The sequence below is a fragment of the Kribbella sp. NPDC049227 genome (assembly GCF_043197265.1).
Lineage (GTDB): Bacteria > Actinomycetota > Actinomycetes > Propionibacteriales > Kribbellaceae > Kribbella.
In genome coordinates this window covers 1,131,520-1,149,873 of record NZ_JBICST010000002.1, presented here as the reverse complement: position 1 = coordinate 1,149,873, position 18,354 = coordinate 1,131,520, and the positions used below count along the sequence as shown (strand labels likewise).

Genomic DNA, 18,354 nt, shown 5'->3' with positions numbered 1-18,354 from the left:
CCTCACTTGATGCCGGTCGTGGCGATGCCCTCGACCAGCAGTTTCTGGAACACGAGGAAGAACCCGATGACAGGCAGCAGCGCGAGAGTCGACATCGCCAACAGGCCGGCGTAGTTCGAGGTCGCGGTGTTGTCGATGAAAGATCTCAGCGCCAGCGGCACGGTGAACTTCGATGTGTCGGACAAGTAGAGCAGCTGACTGAAGAAGTCGTTGTACGTGAAGATGAAGGTGAAGATCGCCGTGGTCGCGAGCGCCGGCAGGCACAGCGGCATCATGATCCGCCAGTACAGTCCCAGCGGTCCGCAGCCGTCCAGTGCCGCCGCCTCGTCGAGCTCGCGGGGCACGTTCCGCATGAACTGGATCATCAAGAAGATGAAGAACGCGTCGACGGCCAGGAACTTCGGCACCACCAGCGGCAGGATCGTGTCGACCATGCCCATCGTGCGGAAGAGCACGAACTGCGGTACGACGAGGACGTGGAACGGCAGGATGATCGTGCCCATCATGATCGCGAACATCTTGCCTTTGAACCGGAACTCGAGCCGGGCGAAGGCGAAAGCCGCCAGCGAGCAGGACAGCAGGTTCCCCACGATGCACAGCACGCAGATGACGAACGAGTTGAGGAAGTAACGCCAGAAGGGAAAGCCCAACGCCGACCAGCCGGAGATATAGCCCTTGAGGTTCGCGTCCTGACCGGGGAAGGGATTCGCGGTGCCGAGGATCTGGCTCTCCGGCTTGAACGACGATCCGAACATCCACAGCAGGGGGTAGATCATCAGGACGGCTCCGAGCACCAGCACCGCGTGCTTGACGATCCGGCGCCACAGCGGCTTCGTGTTTTTCGCCCGGGGCCGGATCCGGACCCGGCCCACGTCGATGCTGCTCGTCGTCATCTCGAATCTCCGTAGAAAACCCAGTACTTGGCGGTGAAGAACAACAGCCCGGTGATGGCGCCGACCACGACCAGGAGCACCCAGGCCATCGCGGAGGCGTATCCCATCTGGAGGTTCCCGAAGCCCTGGATGTAGAGGTAGAGGGTGTAGAACAGCGTGCTGTCGACGGGTCCGCCGGTGCCGCTGCTGATGATGAAGGAGGGCGTGAAGGCCTGGAACGATCCGATCATCTGCAGTACGAGGTTGAAGAAGAGGATCGGGGTCAGCAGCGGGAGCGTGACGTTCCAGAACTTCCGTACCGGCCCGGCACCGTCGACGGCCGCCGAGTCGTACAGATCCTGGGGCATCTGGCGCAGGCCGGCCAGGAAGATCAGCATGGGCGAGCCGAACTGCCAGGCTTCCAGGACGATGAGCGTGTTCAGCGAGGTGGCCGGGCTGGTCAGCCATCCCTGACTCTCGATCCCGAAGAGTGCCAGGAACGACTGGAAGATGCCCGGGTCACCGAAGATCTGGCGCCAGAGGATCGCGATCGCCACGCTGCCACCGAGCAGTGAGGGCACGTAGTAGATCGCCCGGTAGACAGACATGTGCCGCATGCCGTCCTTGAGCAGGAGTGCGATCAGCAGTGCGATGCCGAGCTTGATCGGCACCCCGATGAACACGTACTTCACCGTGACGATGACCGAAGCCCAGTAGCGCTTGTCGTGGAACATGTCGCTGTAGTTCTTCAAGCCGACCCAGTGCGGGCTGGCCAGCAGGCTGTAGTCGGTGAAGGAGAAGTACAGCGAGGCGATGATCGGCCCGAGCGTGAGGCACACGCAGCCGATGATCCACGGGGTCAGGAACAGGTACCCCGCCTTGCCCTTCTTGCCTTTCCTGCCCTTCTTGCTCATCGCCGCGCCCGCCGGCGGGCGAGCCAGGTCGGAGGTGCCCGGGGCCGGCACCTCGACCTGCTCGCCCGCTCCGCGGACCAGCGAACTACTCACCGGCGGCGGCCTTGATCTCGCTGAAGTACTGCGCGCCGGCCTGCTCGGGGGACAGCTTCTTGGCCAGCACCGCTTCGGCGGCCCGGGTCAGGCTGTCCTGGACCTTGCTGCCGATGCTCGGCGGCGAGGCAGGCTGCGAGGCCGGGGAGATCGTGTAGGAGTCCATGAATCCGAGCATGGTCTTGATCGCCCCCGTCGCGCCCTGACTCACTGTGTCGAGCTGCTTCTTCGAGGCCGGGATGGCACGGTCCAGGCCGAGCTCCTTGAACGCCGCCGGATCGGTGAACCAGAGATTCAGGAAATCCTTGGCGGCCTGCGGATTCTTCGTCTTCGAGGAGATGCCCCAGCCGAAGAAGGCATTGACCTCACCGCGCCCCGCCGGTCCGCTCGGGCAGGGCGCCAGGCCCAGCGGGACCTTGTTGACCTTCTGGTAGCCCTGGAACTGCACGATCGGGCTCATCGAGATCACGGACTTGCCGGTGGTGAGCGGATCGACAGCCGCGCCGCCGTTGGACACATAGGTCTGGCTCTCCGCACCGGGGGCGATGGCGCCGCGGTCGCGGAGACCGCTCCAGTACTGGTACCAGGCGACGGCATCGCCCTCGTCGTGAGCCAGCTTGCCGTCCGTCGAGAAGAGACCCTTGCCACGGCTGGTCAGCCACGACGCCCAGGTGTTCGACTCGGCGCTGTTGTCACTCATGCCGTACACGCCACCGCCGAGCTTCTTGGCCAGCTCGACGCCGAAGTCGCCCCACGCGTTCCAGTCGGCCGGATCCTTCGGAACGGTCAGCCCGCTCTTCTTCACGAGCTCGGTGTTGTACATGACGGTCAGGTACTGGTACCCGAAGTTGATGCCGTAGAGCTTGCCGTCGATCTTGCCGGTCTCCAGCGACGCCTTGGCGTAGTCACCCAGATCGACATCGCCGAGATCGAGCAGCAGGCCGTTCTTGACGTAGGCAGCGAGATTCGGCAGGTTCAGCTGGATGATGTCGGGCAGGCTGTTCGACGCGGCCAGCGTGTTGAGCTTGTTGAAGTAGTCACCGAACGGCAGGAACTGCCCTTTCGCGGTGTTTCCGGGGTGCTTCGTCCCGTACAGCTCGAGGATCGAGTTGGTGATCGCCGCCCGGTCATCGGCGCCCCACCAGATGACCTCGAGATTCGCCGCGCCCTTGGCGCCGCCACCGGCCGAACCTCCGGAGCAGGCGGTGAGGGCGGCGGCGGACAGCGAGGCCAGGCCGGCGGCCGCTAAGAAGTTTCGCCTCGTGATCATGTTCATTCCTTCCAGGACTGGACGGTCCGGCGACCTCGCCGGATGCATGCATCCGGCTAGCTGACGTTGGTGCGAGGTTCTGGCGAGCTGGAATCCCTGACCACGAGTTCCGTAGCGAGCCGGACCTCACGCATCGACTGCCCCGCGATGGCGTCGACGAGCATTTCCAGGGCGCGTTCTGCGGCTTCCTTCACCGGAAGCCGGATGGTGGTGAGCGGAGGATTGAGCAGTGTTGCGAACATCTGGTCGTCGATCCCGACCACGGCCAGATCACCGGGAACGGACAGCCCCCGGCGCTGGGACGTACGGATCACGACGGCCGCCACCGAATCGTCGGAGGCGATGATGGCTGTCGGCGCGGGGTCGAGATCGAGAAGGTCGCTGGTGGCCTGCTCCCAGGTCAACGGGTCGGCGGTGTAGTCCGCGAGACGGACATACTCCTCCTGGTACGGCAGGCCGACGTTCTTGAGCCCCCGGCGGTAGCCCGCGGCACGCTCGCGAGTGCTGTCACGGGACCTGGGACCACGCAGCAGCGCGATCCGCCGGTGCCCCAGATCATGGAGATGCTCGACGGCGCCGGCGACGCCGGACCGATCGTTCCAGGTGACCCGGCCGAACTCCGGGCCGGGACGCCGTCGGTTGACGACGACGGCGAGGATCCCGGCGGCGGGCAATTCGGTCAGATGGGTGTTGTCCACCGCCTCGGAGTTGGCGATGAAGATGATCCCGTCCACGCCCTTCGTGCGCAGTACCGTGACCACCTCGGCCTCGTCCCGGGAACCGCGAGCGTGGCAGACGATCAGGTTGTAGCCCGCGGCGCGGGCGGCCGTTTCGAGTGCACCGACAGCGCTGAAGAACAGCGCCGTCTCGATCTCGGCGACGACCAGCCCGATGGTCGCGGTGCGTCCGGTGACCAGCCCGCGGGCGATGCTGCTGGGGCGGTAGCGCAGTGTCGAGATGACGCCGCGGACCCGTTCGAGGGTTTCCGCCGACATCCGCAGAGTGCGGCCGTTCAGGACGTTCGAGACCGTACTCACGGAGACCTCGCTCATCTCGGCGATCTGCCGGATCGTCACTCGATCAGAGCTCATCGCCGACCTCCTGGTAGAACGTTTTAGTAAAACGCTCCATCAAGCCAACCGAACAAAGCATGGACAATACGAGGGAATGGCCGCGGAGATTTCGGCGGATCGTTTGTCGCCGATTCTCTGCACGCGCACGACTGACAATCTCCCGCAGAGTCGTGAAGGATTTCCTCGCGCCGGCCGGGAGACGTCCGCCCTCTCTGGATCGTTCGGTCATTAGAGCATGCAACCGCTTGCAGGTCAACGACTTCTGGACTGCTTAGTCGGCCGCACCGCCTGGCCGTTCGACGCCGGCACGCCTGCGAAGCGGCTCGGAGCCGCGTCCGCGTGGCTTGACCTGCAAGCGGTTGCAGCCCAAGCTATGCAGCATGACAACGCCAACGATCGAGCCTTGGGTGCGCATCTTCTCCGATCCCGTCGCGACGGGGCGGGCGGCCGCAGCCGATATCGCGGCCGAGCTGCGCCGGGTCATCTCCCGCAAGGGAGAAGCACGAGTGATCTTCGCCTCCGCACCGAGCCAGGCAGAGACCATCAATGCATTACTGGCCGAACCGGATATCAATTGGTCCGCCGTGACAGCATTCCATATGGACGAATACATCGGGCTCGACGCCGACGATCCGGCCGGCTTCGGCAATTGGCTCAAGAAGGCGCTGTGGAATCGGGTGCCACTGGGCACCGGACATGTGCTCGACCCGACCGGCGGGCCGGCCGCCGAGGCCCGTCGCTACGCAGATCTGCTCGCGGAGGCACCCATCGACATCGTCTGCCTGGGCATCGGCGTCAACGGCCATATCGCCTTCAACGACCCGCCCGTCGCGGACTTCGACGACCCGCAGGCCGTGAAGGTTGTCGAGCTCGACGAGATCTGCCGGCAACAGCAGGTCGACGACGAGTGCTTCGACTCCTTCGACGACGTACCCACACGCGCGTTGACGCTCAGCGTTCCCCGGCTGCTCGACGCGGCCCGGCTGTTCTGTGTCGTGTCGAAGGAGAGCAAAGCCGAGGCCGTTCGGGCCACCCTGCTCGACCCACTGGGCGAACATTGCCCGAGCACCATCCTCCGCACTCACCCGGGTTGCACCCTCTATCTGGACGCGGACGCCGCGAGTCGACTGCGCGCGACTCTGGGCGCCTGACCGCACCTTCCCGAGCTGCGTGAGAGGTGCCGTGATGTCGATAGAGTGCACGCGGGGGCGAGTGCCGATCGCGCCGGTGCCCGAGAGCCGAAGGAAGCCGACCCATGACGAAGGTCACCATCTACTCGATCGCCGACGCCCTCGGGGTGTCGGGGTCCACGGTGTCCCGGGCCTTCACCCGTCCGGATCAGGTGCGAGACGACGTACGGGCGCGCATCCTCGCGAAGGCCGATGAGCTGGGTTATCAGCCGAACAAGTCGGCACGCCGCCTGGCCACCGGCCGTACGGGCGCCATCGGGCTGTTCATCCCCGACATCACCAATCCCTTCTTCCCGCCGCTGGTCCGCGCGATCCAGCAGGCGGCGGCGGACAACGATGCCTCGGTCATCATGGTCGACGCGGGCGAGAGCACCTCCGCGGAGGCTGCGCTCATCCGGCGGCTGGCAGGTCAGGTGGACGGCGTGATCGTTGCGTCGCCGCGCGGCACCCCGGCCCGGCTGCGCGACGCGCTCGGCTCCACACCGGCGATCGTGGTGAACCGGGAGATGATGCATTCGACCACGGTGATCTGTGACAACTCCGCGGCGCTCGCGCAGGCCGGCGACCATCTTCGCGACCTGAACCACGAGACGGTCGCCCTGCTGCACGGCCCGTCGGCGTCCTGGGCGGCCCGGCAGCGTGCCTCCGCGATCAGGAAGTGGGCCGCCTCGGCCGATGTGGAGCTCATCGAGCTCGGGCCTTTCGAGGCCTCGTACGAAGGGGGCAGGGAGGGCGCCGCGGCCTTCGCCGACTCCCCCGCGACGGCGGCCTTCGCCTTCGACGACCTGACCGCCTGCGGCGTCGTCGCGGGACTTGCGGAACGGGGACTCTCCGTGCCGGGCGATCGGTCCATCGTCGGCTGCGACGATGTACTGCTGGCCAGGGTTCTCACCCCGAAGCTCAGCACCGTGAGCGCGCCGATCGGGAGGCTCGGCGCGGCCGCGGTGGAGCTGCTGGGCGAGGTGATGGCGGGGAAGCAGCCGGACTCGCTCCGGATCCAAGGGGACTTCACCCCGCGCCAGTCGTCGGGACCTGCCCCGAGGACCTGAGCTAGGCGACGTCCGCGGCGAGTTCGGCCAGCTCGTGGTCGAAGCGAGGTTGAGCCTCGGTGAAGGGCATGTGGCCTACGCCTTCGTACCAGGACGGCCTGGCGACTTTGCAGACGTTGAGAACGTGTTCGGCCATTGAGGGGAGCACGATCATGTCGGAGCGTCCGTGGGTGACCAGCACGGGCACGGAGAGCGTGGTCAGTACGTCGTCGCTGTCGATCTCGCGCGAGATCAACGCCCCTCTGACCTCGGGAGGAACGACCATGTTCCAGGCCAGGGCCGCGCTCCAGTCGTCCGGCTCGAACGGCTCGGCGGTGCAGACGCCGAGAAAGCGACGTACGGCGGCGATGTTCGTGGCCAGGTCGGGCATGCTCGCCTCCGGAGCGTTCTCGAGGAAACCGGGGCCGATGTGGTCGAAGGTGGGTGGCTTCAGCATGACCGCGGCCCCGACCAGGTTGATGGCACCGATCCGGTCCTCGCCGTACGCCCGGAGGTAGTCGGAGACGATGAACCCGCCGTAGGACCATGCGACCAGCACTGGCCGGTCCAGGTGCAACTGATCGATGACCGCGGCGAGGTCGTCCGCCCACAACTGCGGGTCGCGATAGCTGTCCGCATTCAACGGCTTCTCGGACATGCCGTGACCCCGGTTGTCGAACGCCACCAGACGAAAGTCGTCGGCGAGCCGGCCCTGCATCTGGTGCGCCCAGCACACGTGACTGGCCGACCAGCCGTGAATGAAGACAACAGCACGCCCTTGCCGGTTTCCCCACTCCCGGGCATGCAGCCTGACACCTCCCCCGCCGCGGACGTCGTACGTCGCTGTCGGCTCGGCGAGAACCGCCGATGCGCGGTCAGAACTGACCATGTGCTCCATCGAATGCCTCCTTCGAACTGCCCGGGACCCGGGTGCTTGCCCTGATACCTGTGAAGGTAGGCAGCCGCATGAGTCGCTCGCATCGGAGCCAGCACGCAATGCCGCGGCGGGTGGATGGCGGCCAACACGCAGCAGCACCGATCAGGGACGCTGCGCCCCGGAGAACCTGGCCGCCGCGGCCGCACGTCCTGCCTTGCCGGAGACACGCAGCTTGACGTACGTGTTCGTCAGGTGACGCTCCACCGTGCGAACGCTGAGGTTCAGCCGCTCGGCGATCACCTCGTTCGTCAGTCCGGCCGCGACGAGCGCGAGGACGTCCAGCTCCCGCGGGCTGAGCTCGTCGATTCCGGCTCCGGGCCGCGCAGTGGCCGGTTCCGTCCCGAGGAAGGCACGCAACTCCGCGACGAAGTTCGCCCACGCGGGCTCGTCCGACAGCAGGATGTGGTTCGCCGACTCCAGGAGCACCAGCTGCGCTCCGGGGAGCAAGGTGGCGAGCAGCCGGCCCTCGTCCACCGGCACGACTCGGTCCTCGGCTGCGTGAACGACGAGCGTCCTCGTCCGGACCCGCGCCGCGAGCTCCATCACGTTGAGGCGGCCACGCGCGTTGTAGAGACGGACCGCGGTCGCGGCCGAGGTGGCGTGTCGCTGCAAGTCGTCGTACCACCCCATCTGCTCGGCCGTGCCGGCCGGGAGGTACAGCATGCTGAAGAGGTGCCGGAACGTCGGATCGGGGGTGGCCCAGCCGGCGGAGATCGCGGCGACCAGCGCCTCCTGCAGCCGGCGCTCGCCCGCACCCCGAAGCGTCCGGCCGCGCGCGTATCCGCCGTAGAGGACCAGATGCGTGAGCCGCTCGGGATGACGAGCCGCGTACGCGACCGCGACCGCCGCACCGGCCGAGACCCCGAGCAGCGCGAACCGGTCGACGCCGGCCGCATCGACCACGGCTTCGAGGTCGGCCACCCAGGCATCGAACGAGATGTCGTCGACGTCGCGATCCGAGAGCCCGCAGCCGCGCTCGTCGTACCGGACCAGGGTGTGACCGTCCCCGAGAGCATCGAGCCAATGGCGCCACACCGGGCTCTCCCAGTCGAACTCCAGATGGGTCATCCAGGTCGCCACCCTGACGATCGGCGGACCGCCACCATGGACGGCGTACGCCAGCTTCACCGCATCCGGCGCCGCACAGTAGCCGACCTTCTGCCCCATCTCCCGATCGTAGCGAGAGCAGCTCCGCATCATCAGCTGCAGACGAGGCGGAAGGTGGCGCGGCTGCCGAACAATGGGCACAGGCCGGGAGCACCATCGCTGGGAGGGCCACGTGACGACACAGCCTCACGCGTCCGGAGTCGAGCGCGAGCGGATGGCGGGTGACCGGAGCGACTGGTATCTGTGGGGTCCATACCTCAGCGAGCGTCAGTGGGGCACGGTGCGGGAGGACTACAGCGCCGACGGCGAGGCGTGGAGCTACCTCTCGCACGACCGCGCCCGCTCCACGGCGTACCGGTGGGGCGAGGACGGGCTGGCCGGGTTCAGCGACATCGAGCAACGACTGTGCCTCGGGCTGGCGTTGTGGAACGGGCACGACCCGATCCTCAAGGAGCGGCCGTTCGGCTTGACCAGCAGGGAGGCGAACCACGGCGAGGACGTCAAGGACTACTGGTGGTACCTCGACGCCGTACCGAGCCATGCCTGGAACCGCTGGCGCTACCACTACCCGCAGCGCGCGTTCCCGTACGAGGACTTGCGCGCCGAGAACGGCAGGCGTGGCAAGCACGATCCGGAGTACGAGCTCCTCGACACCGGCGCGTTCGACCAGGATCGGTACTGGATCGTCGAGGTGCGGTACGCCAAGGCGAGCCCGACCGACCTGCTGATGTCGATCCAGGTCACGAACGCCGGGCCGGACCCGGAAACGCTCCACGTCCTGCCGACGGCCTGGTTCCGCAACACCTGGTCGTGGAGCCCTGGTGCGCAACGACCCGAGCTCGCCGCGACCGGTGAATCGAGCGTTCGCGTCTCGCATGCATCCCTGGGCGAGCTGGAACTACTGGCCGCACCGGGACCGGACGGGACCGCGCCGACTCTGCTGTTCTGTGAGAACGACACCAACACCCAGCGCATGTACGGCGTTGCCGGGTCGACGCCGTACCCGAAGGACGGCATCAACGACCACGTCGTCACCGGTGCGCCCACCGTCGATCCCGCTCAGCGCGGTACCAAGTGCGCGGCCTGGTATCGCGTCGACCTCGCTCCGGGTTCGACCGCGGAGCTGCGATTGCGGCTGTGTCCGGCAGGCTCAGGCACCGACTCCGCGACCGCGCTGGGATCGGAGTACGAGCAGGTCGTCAAGAGCCGCCGGGCGGAGGCTGACGAGTTCTACGCCGATCTCACCCCGGCGCCCGCCTCGACCGACGAGGCGATGGTGATGCGGCAGGCCTTCGCCGGAATGCTGTGGAGCAAGCAGCTCTACTACTACGACGTTGCCCGCTGGCTCGACGGCGACCCGGGACAGCCGGTGCCGCCGGCCTCGCGGCACACCGCGCGCAACCACCGATGGCGCACCTTCAACGCCTTCGACGTGATGTCGATGCCGGACAAGTGGGAGTACCCCTGGTTCGCGTCCTGGGACCTTGCGTTCCACTGCATCGCGCTGGCCCACGTCGATCCCGAGTTCGCCAAGAATCAGCTGCTGCTGGTGTGTCGCGAGTGGTTCCAGCATCCGAACGGCGCTCTGCCGGCGTACGAGTGGGACTTCGGCGACGTGAACCCGCCGGTCCAGGCGTTCGCGGCGCTCGAGGTGTTCGCCATCGACGGTGGGCGCGATCTCGACTTCCTCAGCCGGATCTTCGACAAGCTGCTGGTCAACTTCACCTGGTGGGTCAACCGGGAGGACTCCGACGGGTCGAACCTGTTCGAGGGCGGGTTCCTCGGGCTGGACAACATCGGCCCGCTCGACCGTTCGCATCTGCCGGTCGGCGGGGTGCTCGAACAGGCCGACGCCACCGGCTGGATGGCGGCCTACGCGCTGGCGATGACGACGATCGCGGCGATCCTGAACCGGACCGGGCACCGGCCCGCGCGCGACCTGGTCCACAAGTTCCTCGAGCACTTCGCCGCGATTCGCACCGCGATGGCGCAGCAGGGGATGTGGGACGAGACCGACGGCCTGTTCTACGACCGGATCGCCACCCCGGGCGGCGTCGTACCGGTGAAGGTGCACTCGATGGTCGGCATCATCCCGATGCTGGCGGTGGCCGTGATCGACGACCAGCTGATCGAGCGAGCTGTTGCCCCGGGCAAGCAGTTCGCCGAGTTCCTCGATCGCCAGGGCCTGCGCGACCGCGAGAGTCTGGCGGACGCCGGCGTACTGCGGGGCGAGGCCGGGCAGCAGCGGCTGCTGATGGGAGCCGTCAGTGTCGAGCAGGTACTGCGCCTGTTCGGCAAGCTGTTCGACCCCGACGAGTTCTTGTCGCCCCACGGACTGCGCTCGATCTCCGCCTACCACCGCGACCACCCGTACACCCTCGAGGTGGAAGGGATGCGCGCCACGGTGGACTACGAACCGGCCGAGTCGACCACGGACATGTTCGGCGGCAACTCGAACTGGCGCGGGCCCGTGTGGTTCCCGCTGAACTTCCTCGCGACCACCGCCCTGCAGCGCTACCACCGCTTCTTCGGCGATGACCTGAAGGTCGAGTACCCGACCGGATCGGGCGAACTGCTCGCGCTCGACGCCATCGCCGACGACCTGTTCCACCGGTTGGTGTCGATCTTCCTCGTCGGCCCGGACGGCCGGCGGCCATGCTTCGGCGGGGTCGACCGGCTGCAGAGCGACCCGAACTGGAAGGACAACCTGATGTTCCACGAGTACTTCCACGGCGACAACGCCGCCGGTCTGGGCGCCGCGCATCAGACCGGGTGGACCGGGATCGTGGCCGACCTGATCCGGCGCAGGCACGGATCGGTGCAGTCCATCGGCGATGTCCTCCGCACGATGGGCAACGGCTCCGCTTGAGGGCGGGCTGTTTCGGCCCGCCCTCACGTTTCGTGGATCAGTTGTGGTGGTGGTCCAGTTGGCTCCTGATCTCACCGGCGGGGAACAGGCTGCTGTGCACATTGACGTACGTCGTGCCGTTCCGGATCGCCTTGACCAGGTCGTTGAACTGGCCGGCGGTCAGGCTCTGGGCCGCCGGACCGATGACGTCGGCCGGCCTGATCGTGCCCGTGACGGTCGCCGGTGCCGCGGGGCACGCCTGGGTCCCGGCGGGGCCGTTGCCCAGGTTGGTGCACAGGAAGACGCTGATCCCGCCGCTCTGCGCCTTACCGCCGAAGTGGATGTGCGCCTGCTGGACCGCGCCCTCCAACGTGGTGTAGCTGAGGCGATAGGTGATCTCTTTGGCCCGGTCGTTGATCTGGGCCTGGAACCGTCCGGTGCCGTTCGTCGAGATCGGCGCCGGGTCCTCCTCGTAGCCGGTCAGTCGCTCGCGGATCGTGTTCGGCGTACTGCCCGCGTCGTCGCGTCCCGCGGTCGCCACACTTCCTGTCGCCGTGGCCGCCAGCCCGATCGCGAAGGCCGCAGCCACCCAACGTGCTCGTCTTGCCACCATGTGCTCCCTCCCTCACCGAGGTGTGATCGTCGTCACACTCCAATGAACGATGTCGGAGGCCCGAGGGTTCAGTCACGTGGCGAGCCGAGCATCCGTCGGGCCCTAGGGTTGGAGGGATGGACAGGGTTCGCGAGCTGCTCGAGGCGGAACAGCGACAGGCACTCCGGCGCCTCGCGAGCCTGACCGGCGACTTCGACGACGTGGTGGCGGCATCCCGTGACGCCAACGCCGACGACGAGCATGATCCTGAAGGCGCGACGATCGCGTTCGAGAGGTCGCAGGTCTCAGCGCTCGTACTGCAGGTCCAGGACCACTTGGCAGAGGTCGAGGCGGCACGCGATCGGCTGGCGGGCGGCACTTACGGGATCTGTGAACGGTGCGGACAGCCGATCGCGAAAGCCCGACTCGAGGCGAGACCGACGGCGCGCACCTGCATCGGATGCGCCACTTCAGGCTGAGCCGGCTGCGTCGAACGTTAGGAGTCGAGCCGCTTCCACTGCCCCTCGGAGATGACCTCGACGGTCCCGTCGGTCACCTTGATGGCCGTCTGGTCGTCGATCGCGTACGCCGGGCCCGCGATGTCGGCGGCCCACCTCTCCGCCGCGGGCATGGTGTTGTCCGGCATGGCCTCGTGATCCAGGTGCGGGAAGATCGAGAAGTCGACGACCCCCAGCGTGCGGTCGTCCGGCGCGGACTGCCACGCGACGAAGTCGTCACCGATCCGCGGTGTCATCACCATGCTGCCGGCACTCACCCCCACCCAGACCATCTCGGGCAGCGACGGCAGCAGGTCCACCAGCCCGGACTCCCGCATCCAGTGGCACAGGTATGTCGCGTCGCCGCCGTCCACCAGGAGTACGTCGGCCTCCCGGACCCAAGGGACCCAGCGCTGCTCACCGATGCTGGGCAGCGCGGTCAGCTCCAGCACGCCCACCGACTTCCATCCCAGGCCGCCCAGGTCCCACGGAGCTACCCCGCTGACGAAGCCACGCACCGATGCCGGCCCGCACGCCGGGTGGCCCCACTGTGCGGTCGGGACGCAGAGGGCGTTGCAGTCGGCGATCGGTTTGCCCAGCAGGCCGACGAGCGCGTCGTGGATGCTCGGGTTCGTGACACCGCCGGAAGTGAGAAGAAGCCTCACGCTTGCCTCCTGGACGTAGCGGTCATGACCCTCTCCCGAGAGTCGGGAGAGCAGGTGGATGAGACGAGAGACTATCCCGGCCGGACATCGTGCGAGATGGTTCAGGGATGAGTGGCGCGAAGAAGCGGTTGCCGAAGAAGGTGTACGAGCGGGAGTTGCTGCGACTGCAGGCTGAGTTGGTGAAGCTGCAGGAATGGGTCCGGGTCGAGAAGACCCGCTTGGTGGTGGTCTTCGAGGGCAGGGACGCGGCCGGGAAGGGCAGCACGATCAAGCGGGTGACGCAGTTCCTCAACCCACGGGTGGCGCGGATCGTGGCGCTGCCGGCTCCGACCGAGCGGGAGCGGTCCGAGTGGTACTTCCAGCGGTACATCGAGCACCTCCCGGCCGGCGGCGAGATCACGCTGTTCGACCGCTCCTGGTACAACCGGGCCGGCGTGGAACACGTCATGGGCTTTTGCACCAACCAGGAATACGCGCGATTCCTGCACCAGTCCCCCATCTTCGAGCGGCTCCTGGTCGAGGACGGCGTACTGCTGCGCAAGTACTGGTTCTCGGTCAGCGACAGCGAGCAGGAGAACCGGTTCCGCAGCAGGCTCGAGGATCCGATGCGGCAGTGGAAGCTGTCACCGATGGACCTGGAGTCGATCACCCGCTGGGAGGACTACTCCCGCGCCAAGGACGAGATGTTCGTGCACACCGACATCCCGGAGGCGCCGTGGTACGTCGTCGAGAGCGAGGACAAGCGCTCGGCCCGGATCAACATGATCGCGCACCTGCTGTCGACCATCCCGTACTACGAAGTCCAGCGGCCACCGCTGGGTCTGCCGCCACGCCCACCGTCGAAGGGCTACGAGCGAACGCCGCGAGAAATGCAGACCCAGGTCCCCGACCACGCGGCCGGGCTCTAGCTCATCGGGCCGCGCCGCGGACGGTTGCCTGTTGCTGCGCCTTCAGGGCCAGGCGCATGGTTTCGAAGGTGTGGGCCTGCGGGGCCGCTGTGGTGGTTCGTTCGCGGACGTCGCGGACCAGGTCGGGATAGTACGTCGTCTCGACGTCCGAGCAGTCGATGTACTGCGTGCCTTCCTGGTTGACCAGGAAGAGGTGGTCGCCGCCGTCGCGGCCCGCGATGTCGACGTACTTGCGCAGCTCGATGTAGCCGTCGGTGCCGAGGATCATCAGGCGGCCATCGCCCCAGGTCGGCAAGCCGGCCGGCGTGTACCAGTCGACCCGGATGTACCCCTGGGCGTTGTCGCTGCGCAGCAGGATCTCGCCGAAGTCCTGCAGGCCCGGCTCGTCCGGGTTGGCGAAGTTCCCGACCGTGCTGGCCACGATCTCCGCGGTCCGTGCGCCGGTGAACCAGAGGAACTGGTCGATCTGGTGGGAGGCGATGTCGGTGAGGATTCCGCCGTACCGGTCCTTGTCGTAGAACCAGTCCGGGCGACCGGCCCCACCGCCGAGGTGGCCGCGGTCCCCGACGCGGTGCGGCCCGAGCCCGATGGTCTGCACCACGGTCCCGATCCGGCCCTCGCGGACCAGCTCACCGGCCTTGACCACACTGGCCACCTCGAACCGCTCGGAGAACGTCACCGACCAGAACCGCCCGCTCTGGCCGACCGCCTTCTCGATCTCCTCGAGCTGCTCGAGACTCACACAGCCGGGCTTGTCGGTCACGACGTCCTTGCCGGCCAGCAACGCCGCGACGGCGATCGGTCCCCGTCGATCCGGTACGGCGGCGGTCACGATCAGGTCGATCCCGTCCCGGCCGATCAGGTCGTCCGGGCTCTCGACCACCTCAACGTCGGGATACCGCTCGCGGACCCGGGTCGCGATCGCGGCCGCGGGATCGTCGGTCGCCATCGCGACGAACTCCGCACCGGCCCCGAGCAGACCCGCGATCTGCCCGAAGATGTGCGCGTGATCCAGCCCGACCGCGGCGAACCTGACTGCGTGCGTGGAAGTCACCCGTTTTCCTCCCGACTCGGCAACGTTTCAACGCTCACCCTATGCCAGATCGGCAAACGCTTGCCAGCCCCGGCGAGTCGAGCCGGCCCGGGCTCTTGCACGGGCGGGGACTGGGACGGAAAATCGCCGGTACGGTCGCCCTCCGGGACCGCGTGACACCGCCCTGCACCGGTAAGGAGTGACGTGAGATTCTCGTTCTTTGCGCCGAAACCCGAGGGGAGACCGGCCGCAGGCCATCGGTCTCGGCCTCGCGCTGTCCCCGCTCTGACCATCGGTGCGCTGATGGCCGCAGCCCTGGTCCCACTCACCGTGGGACAGGCTTCCGCCGGCACACCCACGCCGTACGCCGAAACACCCGACAGCGTCAACCTCGCCCTGCTGCCGGGCGCGGTCGCCTCTGCCAAGTCCCAACGCATGACCGCACCGGCGGCGACGTACGCACCCGCCAACGCGATCGACGTGTTCGTGCACAACGGATGGACCTCGAACTACGCATCGGTCGGCGGCGGCTACGACCCGACCCAGGACTGGTTCCAGGTCAAGCTGGCCTCGCCCGCCCCGGTGTACGAGGTGTTCAGCCGCTGGACTTCCCCGGCCAAGCCGACCGAGTACGACCTGCAGGTCTCCACCGACGCCGACTGCCAGACCTGGTCGACGGTCACTCATGTGGTGAATCCGAGCGACAAGGATTCCCAGGTCATCGACCGCAAGGACGCGATCTCGTGCGTCCGGATGCAAGCCACAGCCACGACTTCGACCACCGGGTACACCCTCAACGAGTTCGAGATCTGGTCCGGTCCCAAGCCGCCGCCGACCGTGGGAGAGATCATCCCCGTGCCGGTCAAGCAGACGCCCGGCACCGGACAGCCGTTCGAGCTCACGGCCACGTCGCGGATCGTGGTCTCCAGCAGTGCGCTCGCCGCGACGGCTGAGGTGCTCGCCGGCTACCTGCGGCCGGCCACCGGGTTCGTGCTTCCCGTGGTGACCGGTTCCGCCACAGCCTCTGACGTCGCGCTGAGCACAGGACCGGTGTCCGGAGTCCCAGCGGACAAAGCGGACGAGGGCTACTCCCTCGCTGTGTCGAGTGCGGGAGCGAAGATCGTCGCCCCGCAGGCACACGGTCTGTTCAACGGGTTCGTGAGCCTCCGGCAACTGTTGCCAGCAGCAATCAACTCCCCCACTGCCGGCGCAGGGCCATGGACAGCGCAGCCCATCACGGTTGTGGACTACCCGCGGTACGCGCATCGAGGGCTTCAACTCGATCCTGCCCGCAACTTCATGACCGTGGCCGAGATCCGGTCGATGATCGACCAACTGGCCGCGTTGAAGGGCGATCGGCTGCACCTGCACCTGAGTGACTCCCAGTCCTGGCGGCTGGAGATCAAGGGCTACCCGGCGCTGGACGGCACCGGGTGCAACGGATCGGGCTGTATCGCAGGCTTCTACACGCAAGAAGACTTCAAGGGCCTGGTCAAGTACGCCGCCGACCGGTTCATCGAGATCGTCCCGGAACTGGAGGGCCCGGCCCACGCCACGGCGGCGGTCAGGTCCCTGGGCGGCGTCGCGGTGATGGGTTGCCAGGGCCAGACCCAGACCGACCGGTTCTGCACCAACCCGAACGACCCGGCGAGCGAGCGGGCACTGGCGTTCTGGCGAGACGCGATCGCACAGCTCGCCGCAATCTCCCCCGCACCGATCGTCCACATCGGCGGCGACGAGGCCATCGGGATGCCCCACGAGGACTACAAGTGGTGGATCGGGCAGATGGAGTCGATCGTCAACGACAACGGCAAGCGGATGATGGGCTGGAACCCCGCACTGGAGGGCTACGCACCGGGCTCGACCTCGATCAACCACTACTGGTCCGACTACACCGGCGGTGGTCCCCCGCTCATCAAGCCCGAATGGTTCAACCAGGGCCGCAGCGTCATCACGACCCCGGAGTGGAACGCGTACCTCGACTTCGGGTACGACGGATCGCCCGGCCGGACCCCGCGGACCGAACTCGACAAGGCCTACTCGTGGGACCCGGAATGGGTGTGGGAGAAGTACCGGTCCGTCTGGGCACAACCGGCGTACGGCGGGCCGAAGGCCGAGGACATCATCGGCATCGAGGCGCCGATCTGGGGCGAGCAGATGCGTGGGCTGGCCACGAACGAGTTCATGGTCTTCCCACGGCTGGCCGGAATCCTGGAGAAGGCCTGGTCCCCCAAGGTGCTCACCCAGGACTACGACGCGTATGTGCAACGGCTCAGCGTCGCCGGACCGCGGTGGGCCTTCGCGAATGTGAACTACGGCTCCATCGCCCAGGTCAACTGGACTCCGGAATCGATGGGCACGGTCAGCCGCTTCGGCGTCGACAGGACAGTCAGCAACGCACCTCTGGGGCGCCTGGCAGCCGGATCGATTCCGCCTGGTGAGTTCACCGCCACGGTCGACTGGGGCGATGGATCCCCGGCCGAGGCCGGCACGATCGCGGCACGCGACTACGTGGCGAGCCAACGTCAAGGCAGAAGCCTGATGACCGTCAGCGGTAGCCACACCTATCCGGCCGACGGTGTCTATCACGGGACCGTCACCTACAGCCGTCAGGGCCAGACCTGGCTCGTGCCGTTCGTCGCGACCGGCGTTCCGTCCTGTACGACGATGGTCACCGGGACGCATCAAGGCCCGTTGACCGTGTCCTCGGGCGTCGCGTGCCTCGACGGCGCGACGGTCTCGGGACCCGTAACCGTGGCAGCGGGCGCCGGGCTCTACGCATCCGGGTCCGTGTTCCGCGGCCCGGTGACAGCGTCCGGCGCAGGCAACGTTCTGCTCTGCGGTACGACGGTGGCCGGTCCGGTGAGCGTGACCGGTCGAACCCGGGTCTGGCTCGGCAACCAGAACGGCGAGTGCGCGCCGACGACGGTCCAGGGTCCGGTGACGGTCCGCGGTTCGGTGGGTCAGGTGACGATCGACGATGCCACCGTGGCAGGACCGCTCGTCGTACAGAACAACACCGGCTCGACGATTGTCTCCGGCAACCACATCAGCGGACCGCTGTCCTGCACGGGCAACTCCCCCGCCCCGACCAACGCAGGCCGACCCAACTCCGCCTCCGGCCCGAAGACAGGCCAATGCGCCGACCTCTGACAGCCGGCAACTGAACAACAGCGGCCCTGCGCACCTCGCGAGTGCGCAGGGCCGCTGGCGGGCAACGACCAAACGCATGAATTGCGATCTGCAGATCGCAATTGTTCGTCGTCCTCTACTTTGTCGACGAGATGAGGTCCATCATCGTCTTGTAGCGCCTACGCCCAGTCACGA

Annotated in this window: 15 protein-coding genes; 6 read left to right on the top strand and 9 right to left on the bottom strand. The window is 67.2% G+C overall.

Going from position 1 to position 18,354, the window contains the following annotated elements:
• Positions 1–2: 2 nt before the first annotated feature.
• The 4 genes from ACGFH6_RS12195 to ACGFH6_RS12180 are packed head-to-tail and all read right to left on the bottom strand — an operon-like array spanning position 3 to position 4,240.
• On the bottom strand, positions 3–893 hold the full coding sequence (locus tag ACGFH6_RS12195) for a carbohydrate ABC transporter permease (protein ID WP_393382919.1): 891 nt from the start codon (positions 891–893) through the stop codon (positions 3–5).
• Positions 890–1,879 carry a carbohydrate ABC transporter permease gene (locus ACGFH6_RS12190; RefSeq protein WP_393382917.1) on the bottom strand — a complete coding sequence of 330 codons (990 nt, stop codon included), beginning with the start codon at positions 1,877–1,879 and terminating at the stop codon, positions 890–892. The genes ACGFH6_RS12195 and ACGFH6_RS12190 overlap by 4 nt, the downstream gene beginning before the upstream one ends.
• Positions 1,872–3,149, bottom strand: coding sequence for an ABC transporter substrate-binding protein (locus tag ACGFH6_RS12185; RefSeq protein ID WP_393382916.1), 1,278 nt, complete (start codon positions 3,147–3,149; stop codon positions 1,872–1,874). Before ACGFH6_RS12185 ends, ACGFH6_RS12190 begins: the two co-directional genes overlap by 8 nt.
• Before the next feature lie 56 nt (positions 3,150–3,205).
• Entirely contained in the window at positions 3,206–4,240 is a 1,035-nt protein-coding gene (locus ACGFH6_RS12180) for a LacI family DNA-binding transcriptional regulator (protein ID WP_393382915.1), read from the bottom strand.
• Between the two features lie 362 nt (positions 4,241–4,602).
• On the opposite strand from ACGFH6_RS12180, the gene ACGFH6_RS12175 reads away from it, so the two are divergent.
• Together ACGFH6_RS12175 and ACGFH6_RS12170 are read left to right on the top strand one after the other, a co-directional pair.
• Positions 4,603–5,373, top strand: coding sequence for a glucosamine-6-phosphate deaminase (locus ACGFH6_RS12175; protein WP_393382914.1), 771 nt, complete (start codon positions 4,603–4,605; stop codon positions 5,371–5,373).
• A gap of 104 nt (positions 5,374–5,477) precedes the next feature.
• Complete coding sequence (locus tag ACGFH6_RS12170; RefSeq protein ID WP_393382913.1) at positions 5,478–6,461, top strand: LacI family DNA-binding transcriptional regulator; 984 nt, start codon at positions 5,478–5,480, stop codon at positions 6,459–6,461.
• A 1-nt stretch (position 6,462) separates the two neighbouring features.
• Here ACGFH6_RS12170 and ACGFH6_RS12165 read toward each other — a convergent pair whose 3' ends face one another.
• Positions 6,463–7,338, bottom strand: a complete 876-nt coding sequence (locus tag ACGFH6_RS12165) for an alpha/beta fold hydrolase (RefSeq protein WP_393382912.1) — start codon at positions 7,336–7,338, stop codon at positions 6,463–6,465.
• Between the two features lie 141 nt (positions 7,339–7,479).
• Positions 7,480–8,544, bottom strand: coding sequence for an alpha/beta fold hydrolase (locus tag ACGFH6_RS12160; protein ID WP_393382911.1), 1,065 nt, complete (start codon positions 8,542–8,544; stop codon positions 7,480–7,482).
• A gap of 112 nt (positions 8,545–8,656) precedes the next feature.
• Between ACGFH6_RS12160 and ACGFH6_RS12155 the strand changes: the two genes are divergently transcribed.
• On the top strand, positions 8,657–11,353 hold the full coding sequence (locus tag ACGFH6_RS12155; RefSeq protein ID WP_393382910.1) for a hypothetical protein: 2,697 nt from the start codon (positions 8,657–8,659) through the stop codon (positions 11,351–11,353).
• Between the two features lie 37 nt (positions 11,354–11,390).
• Here the strand turns inward: ACGFH6_RS12155 and ACGFH6_RS12150 are convergent, their stop codons facing one another.
• Complete coding sequence (locus ACGFH6_RS12150) at positions 11,391–11,945, bottom strand: CHRD domain-containing protein (protein ID WP_393382909.1); 555 nt, start codon at positions 11,943–11,945, stop codon at positions 11,391–11,393.
• A 116-nt stretch (positions 11,946–12,061) separates the two neighbouring features.
• Here ACGFH6_RS12150 and ACGFH6_RS12145 point away from each other — a divergent pair, with 116 nt between their 5' ends.
• A complete protein-coding gene (locus ACGFH6_RS12145) occupies positions 12,062–12,403 on the top strand; it encodes a TraR/DksA family transcriptional regulator (RefSeq protein ID WP_393382907.1) in 342 nt (113 codons plus the stop codon).
• Positions 12,404–12,420: 17 nt separating this feature from the next.
• Here ACGFH6_RS12145 and ACGFH6_RS12140 read toward each other — a convergent pair whose 3' ends face one another.
• Positions 12,421–13,086: a Type 1 glutamine amidotransferase-like domain-containing protein gene (locus tag ACGFH6_RS12140; protein WP_393382906.1), complete on the bottom strand. Its 666-nt coding sequence runs from the start codon at positions 13,084–13,086 to the stop codon at positions 12,421–12,423.
• Between the two features lie 107 nt (positions 13,087–13,193).
• Between ACGFH6_RS12140 and ppk2 the strand changes: the two genes are divergently transcribed.
• Positions 13,194–13,994, top strand: a complete 801-nt coding sequence (ppk2, locus tag ACGFH6_RS12135; RefSeq protein WP_393382904.1) for a polyphosphate kinase 2 — start codon at positions 13,194–13,196, stop codon at positions 13,992–13,994.
• 1 nt (position 13,995) lies between these two features.
• Here the strand turns inward: ppk2 and ACGFH6_RS12130 are convergent, their stop codons facing one another.
• Entirely contained in the window at positions 13,996–15,048 is a 1,053-nt protein-coding gene (locus ACGFH6_RS12130) for a Gfo/Idh/MocA family protein (RefSeq protein WP_393382902.1), read from the bottom strand.
• Positions 15,049–15,330: 282 nt separating this feature from the next.
• On the opposite strand from ACGFH6_RS12130, the gene ACGFH6_RS12125 reads away from it, so the two are divergent.
• On the top strand, positions 15,331–18,180 hold the full coding sequence (locus ACGFH6_RS12125) for a beta-N-acetylhexosaminidase (RefSeq protein WP_393382900.1): 2,850 nt from the start codon (positions 15,331–15,333) through the stop codon (positions 18,178–18,180).
• Positions 18,181–18,354 lie beyond the last annotated feature (174 nt).